This is a genomic window from Micromonospora sp. HK10 (genome assembly GCF_000982955.1).
In the GTDB taxonomy this organism is placed as follows: Bacteria; Actinomycetota; Actinomycetes; order Mycobacteriales; family Micromonosporaceae; genus Micromonospora.
The window spans coordinates 1-5,448 of sequence record NZ_KQ058678.1; the positions used below are offsets into that span (position 1 = coordinate 1).

The window sequence follows — 5,448 nt, forward strand, 5'->3', positions numbered from 1 at the left end:
AATGCGGTCAGGGCCACCCCGTTGGGGGTGGCCCTGACTGAAAGATTGTCCGGCGGTGTCCTACTCTCCCACACCCTCCCGAGTGCAGTACCATCGGCGCTGGAGGGCTTAGCTTCCGGGTTCGGAATGTGACCGGGCGTTTCCCCTCCGCCATGACCGCCGTAACTCTATGAACATGTCAAACAACCACACACCATCGGGGGTTGTTGCTTGTTCAGAGTTGCACAGTGGACGCGTAGCAGCTTCGTAGTCAAGTCCTCGGCCTATTAGTACCGGTCAACTGAACCCGTTACCGGGCTTACATTTCCGGCCTATCAACCCAGTCGTCTAGCTGGGGGCCTTACCCCACAAAGTGGGTGGGATACCTCATCTTGAAGCGAGCTTCCCGCTTAGATGCTTTCAGCGGTTATCCCTTCCGAACGTAGCTAACCAGCCGTGCCCCTGGCGGGACAACTGGCACACCAGAGGTTCGTCCGTCCCGGTCCTCTCGTACTAGGGACAGCCCTTCTCAAGTATCCTACGCGCACGGCGGATAGGGACCGAACTGTCTCACGACGTTCTAAACCCAGCTCGCGTACCGCTTTAATGGGCGAACAGCCCAACCCTTGGGACCTGCTACAGCCCCAGGATGCGACGAGCCGACATCGAGGTGCCAAACCATCCCGTCGATATGGACTCTTGGGGAAGATCAGCCTGTTATCCCCGGGGTACCTTTTATCCGTTGAGCGACACCGCTTCCACATGCCAGTGCCGGATCACTAGTCCCGACTTTCGTCCCTGCTCGACCTGTCAGTCTCACAGTCAAGCTCCCTTGTGCACTTGCACTCAACACCTGATTGCCAACCAGGCTGAGGGAACCTTTGGGCGCCTCCGTTACCCTTTAGGAGGCAACCGCCCCAGTTAAACTACCCACCAGACACTGTCCCTGAACCGGATAACGGTCCGAAGTTAGATACCCAAATCAACCAGAGTGGTATTTCAAGATTGCCTCCACCCATACTGGCGTATGGACTTCACCGGCTCCCACCTATCCTACACAAGCTAATTCGGATACCAATGTCAAGCTATAGTAAAGGTCCCGGGGTCTTTCCGTCCTGCCGCGCGTAACGAGCATCTTTACTCGTAATGCAATTTCGCCGGGCCTGTGGTTGAGACAGTGGGGAAGTCGTTACGCCATTCGTGCAGGTCGGAACTTACCCGACAAGGAATTTCGCTACCTTAGGATGGTTATAGTTACCACCGCCGTTTACTGGCGCTTAAGTTCTCCGCTTCGCCCCCGAAAGAGCTAACAGGTCCCCTTAACGTTCCAGCACCGGGCAGGCGTCAGTCCATATACATCGAATTACTTCTTCGCATGGACCTGTGTTTTTAGTAAACAGTCGCTTCCCCCTGCTCTCTGCGGCCATACAACGCTCCACCCGCGCGGGGCTTCACGTCTCCGGCCCCCCTTCTCCCTAAGTTACGGGGGCAATTTGCCGAGTTCCTTAACCACAGTTCGCCCGATCGCCTCGGTATTCTCTACCTGACCACCTGTGTCGGTTTGGGGTACGGGCCGCTCAGAACTCGCTAGAGGCTTTTCTCGGCAGCATAGGATCACTGACTTCACCTGAATCGGCTCGGCATCACGTCTCAGCCACATGTACCGCGGATTTGCCTACGGCACGGCCTACACGCTTACCCCGGCACAACCACCGGCCGGGATCAGCTACCTTCCTGCGTCACCCCATCGCTTGACTACTACCCGCCAGGTTCCCACGCTCCCCACCATTGGTCCGAAGACCGCCGGCGGTTTGGGTGGTTAGCACAACGAGGTTCGTCAGGGTCGCTCTTTCGCGGGTACGGGAATATCAACCCGTTGTCCATCGACTACGCCTCTCGGCCTCGCCTTAGGTCCCGACTCACCCAGGGCGGATTAGCCTGGCCCTGGAACCCTTGGTCATCCGGCGGAAGGGTTTCTCACCCTTCTTTCGCTACTCATGCCTGCATTCTCACTCGTGCCGCGTCCACAACTGGGTCACCCCGCTGCTTCACCCCCGGCACGACGCTCCCCTACCCACCCACACACCTGCATACCCCATCAAGGAGGCACGAAGTTCATGTGTGAGTGCCACAGCTTCGGCGGTGTGCTTGAGCCCCGCTACATTGTCGGCGCGGAACCACTTGACCAGTGAGCTATTACGCACTCTTTAAAGGGTGGCTGCTTCTAAGCCAACCTCCTGGTTGTCTATGCGACCCCACATCCTTTTCCACTTAGCACACGCTTAGGGGCCTTAGCTGGTGATCTGGGCTGTTTCCCTCTCGACTACGAAGCTTATCCCCCGCAGTCTCACTGCCGCGCTCTCACTTACCGGCATTCGGAGTTTGGCTGATTTCGGTAAGCTTGTGGGCCCCCTAGACCATCCAGTGCTCTACCTCCGGCAAGAAACACGCGACGCTGCACCTAAATGCATTTCGGGGAGAACCAGCTATCACGGAGTTTGATTGGCCTTTCACCCCTAACCACAGGTCATCCCCCAACTTTTCAACGTTGGTGGGTTCGGCCCTCCACGCGGTCTTACCCGCGCTTCAGCCTGCCCATGGCTAGATCACTCCGCTTCGGGTCTAGAGCATGCGACTAAAGACGCCCTATTCAGACTCGCTTTCGCTACGGCTCCCCCACACGGGTTAACCTCGCCACATGCCACTAACTCGCAGGCTCATTCTTCAAAAGGCACGCCGTCACCCCGCAAGGCTCCGACGGATTGTAGGCGAACGGTTTCAGGTACTATTTCACTCCCCTCCCGGGGTACTTTTCACCATTCCCTCACGGTACTCGTCCGCTATCGGTCACCAGGAAGTATTTAGGCTTACCAGGTGGTCCTGGCAGATTCACGGCAGATTTCAGGGGTCCGCCGCTACTCGGGAACACCCACAGAAGGTCAGCAACTTTCACCTACCGGACTATCACCGTCTACGGTCAGCCATTCCAGACTGTTCGACTAGCCACCAACTTTGTAACTTCTCGAACGAGTGTCAGCCCGTTCAGCAGGGTCCCACAACCCCGACCACGCAACCCCTGACAGGTATCACACGCAGCCGGTTTAGCCTCAATCCGCTTTCGCTCGCCACTACTCACGGAATCACTATTTGTTTTCTCTTCCTACGGGTACTGAGATGTTTCACTTCCCCGCGTTCCCCCCACACACCCTATGTGTTCAGGTGCGGGTGACACCACATGACTGGTGCCGGGTTTCCCCATTCGGACACCCTGGGATCACAGCTTGGTTGACAGCTCCCCCAGGCCTATCGCGGCCTCCCACGTCCTTCATCGGCTCCTGGTGCCAAGGCATCCACCGTTCGCCCTTGACAACTTGACCACAAAGATGCTCGCGTCCACTGTGCAATTCTCAACAAACAACCAACCCACAACCCACACCGCCCCACACCAGCAACCCCCACAAAGAAGATCCGGTATGCGAGGCCAGGCCGCGCCTGGCGCCTCCCGCCCCCGGGGACCACCGTCCACAGGGGCATCTCAAGGCTCCGAAAAAACAACCACCAGGGTTGTTCCTTCAGGACCCAACAGGGTGCTTACGCTCCTCACCAGCCGCACCAGGAACTCGTTCCCACCACCGAAGTGGCTGTACTAGAGGTCTCCCGGCCGTTGCCGACGCCGAACTTGCCAGTGTCTCCGCCATTGAGCACCCCGACCCGACATTCGCGGGCCGCGGGCCCCATACCACCTTTCGGTGGATGGTGCTCCTTAGAAAGGAGGTGATCCAGCCGCACCTTCCGGTACGGCTACCTTGTTACGACTTCGTCCCAATCGCCAGCCCCACCTTCGACGGCTCCCTCCACAAGGGTTGGGCCACCGGCTTCGGGTGTTGCCGACTTTCGTGACGTGACGGGCGGTGTGTACAAGGCCCGGGAACGTATTCACCGCAGCGTTGCTGATCTGCGATTACTAGCGACTCCGACTTCACGGGGTCGAGTTGCAGACCCCGATCCGAACTGAGACCGGCTTTTTGGGATTCGCTCCACCTCACGGTATCGCAGCCCATTGTACCGGCCATTGTAGCATGCGTGAAGCCCTGGACATAAGGGGCATGATGACTTGACGTCATCCCCACCTTCCTCCGAGTTGACCCCGGCAGTCTTCGATGAGTCCCCGCCATAACGCGCTGGCAACATCGAACGAGGGTTGCGCTCGTTGCGGGACTTAACCCAACATCTCACGACACGAGCTGACGACAGCCATGCACCACCTGTGACCGCCCCCGAAGGACCTGCCATCTCTGACAGTTTTGCGGCCATGTCAAACCCAGGTAAGGTTCTTCGCGTTGCATCGAATTAATCCGCATGCTCCGCCGCTTGTGCGGGCCCCCGTCAATTCCTTTGAGTTTTAGCCTTGCGGCCGTACTCCCCAGGCGGGGCGCTTAATGCGTTAGCTGCGGCACAGAGAACCGGAGAGGCCCCCCACACCTAGCGCCCAACGTTTACAGCGTGGACTACCAGGGTATCTAATCCTGTTCGCTCCCCACGCTTTCGCTCCTCAGCGTCAGTATCGGCCCAGAGACCCGCCTTCGCCACCGGTGTTCCTCCTGATATCTGCGCATTTCACCGCTACACCAGGAATTCCAGTCTCCCCTACCGAACTCTAGCCTGCCCGTATCGACTGCAGGCCCGCAGTTGAGCTGCGGGTTTTCACAGTCGACGCGACAAGCCGCCTACGAGCTCTTTACGCCCAATAAATCCGGACAACGCTCGCGCCCTACGTCTTACCGCGGCTGCTGGCACGTAGTTGGCCGGCGCTTCTTCTGCAGGTACCGTCACTTACGCTTCGTCCCTGCTGAAAGAGGTTTACAACCCGAAGGCCGTCATCCCTCACGCGGCGTCGCTGCATCAGGCTTCCGCCCATTGTGCAATATTCCCCACTGCTGCCTCCCGTAGGAGTCTGGGCCGTGTCTCAGTCCCAGTGTGGCCGGTCGCCCTCTCAGGCCGGCTACCCGTCGTCGCCTTGGTAGGCCATCACCCCACCAACAAGCTGATAGGCCGCGAGCCCATCCCAGGCCGAAAAACTTTCCACCACCAACCATGCGATCAGCGGTCATATCCGGTATTAGCCCCCGTTTCCGAGGGTTATCCCAAAGCCTAGGGCAGGTTACTCACGTGTTACTCACCCGTTCGCCGCTCGAGTACCCCGAAGGGCCTTTCCGCTCGACTTGCATGTGTTAAGCACGCCGCCAGCGTTCGTCCTGAGCCAGGATCAAACTCTCCAACAAAAACTTGTCGAACAGCAATCAACCTGACAACAAAAGTGTTGCCAAAGGAATCCCAACCAGCCAGAAAAACTGACCAGCACGGGGTATAAAACAATTGGCACTGGCTTTACAAGCACCCTGTTGAGTTCTCAAAGAACAACCACACACCATCCGAAAGCCCCACACCGTGGAACCCCCATCCGGGGCA

General features: G+C 58.2%; 3 rRNA genes. All 3 read right to left on the reverse strand.

What is annotated here, in order from left to right:
- Positions 1-47 precede the first annotated feature (47 nt).
- The 3 genes from rrf to LQ51_RS03285 all read right to left on the reverse strand — a co-directional run bounded on the left by rrf (position 48) and on the right by LQ51_RS03285 (position 5,261).
- Positions 48-164: ribosomal RNA gene (gene rrf / locus LQ51_RS03275) — 5S ribosomal RNA — on the reverse strand.
- A gap of 82 nt (positions 165-246) precedes the next feature.
- Positions 247-3,356: ribosomal RNA gene (locus tag LQ51_RS03280) — 23S ribosomal RNA — on the reverse strand.
- Between the two features lie 390 nt (positions 3,357-3,746).
- A 16S ribosomal RNA gene (locus LQ51_RS03285) occupies positions 3,747-5,261 on the reverse strand.
- The 16S, 23S and 5S rRNA genes sit together here, the layout of an rRNA operon.
- Positions 5,262-5,448 lie beyond the last annotated feature (187 nt).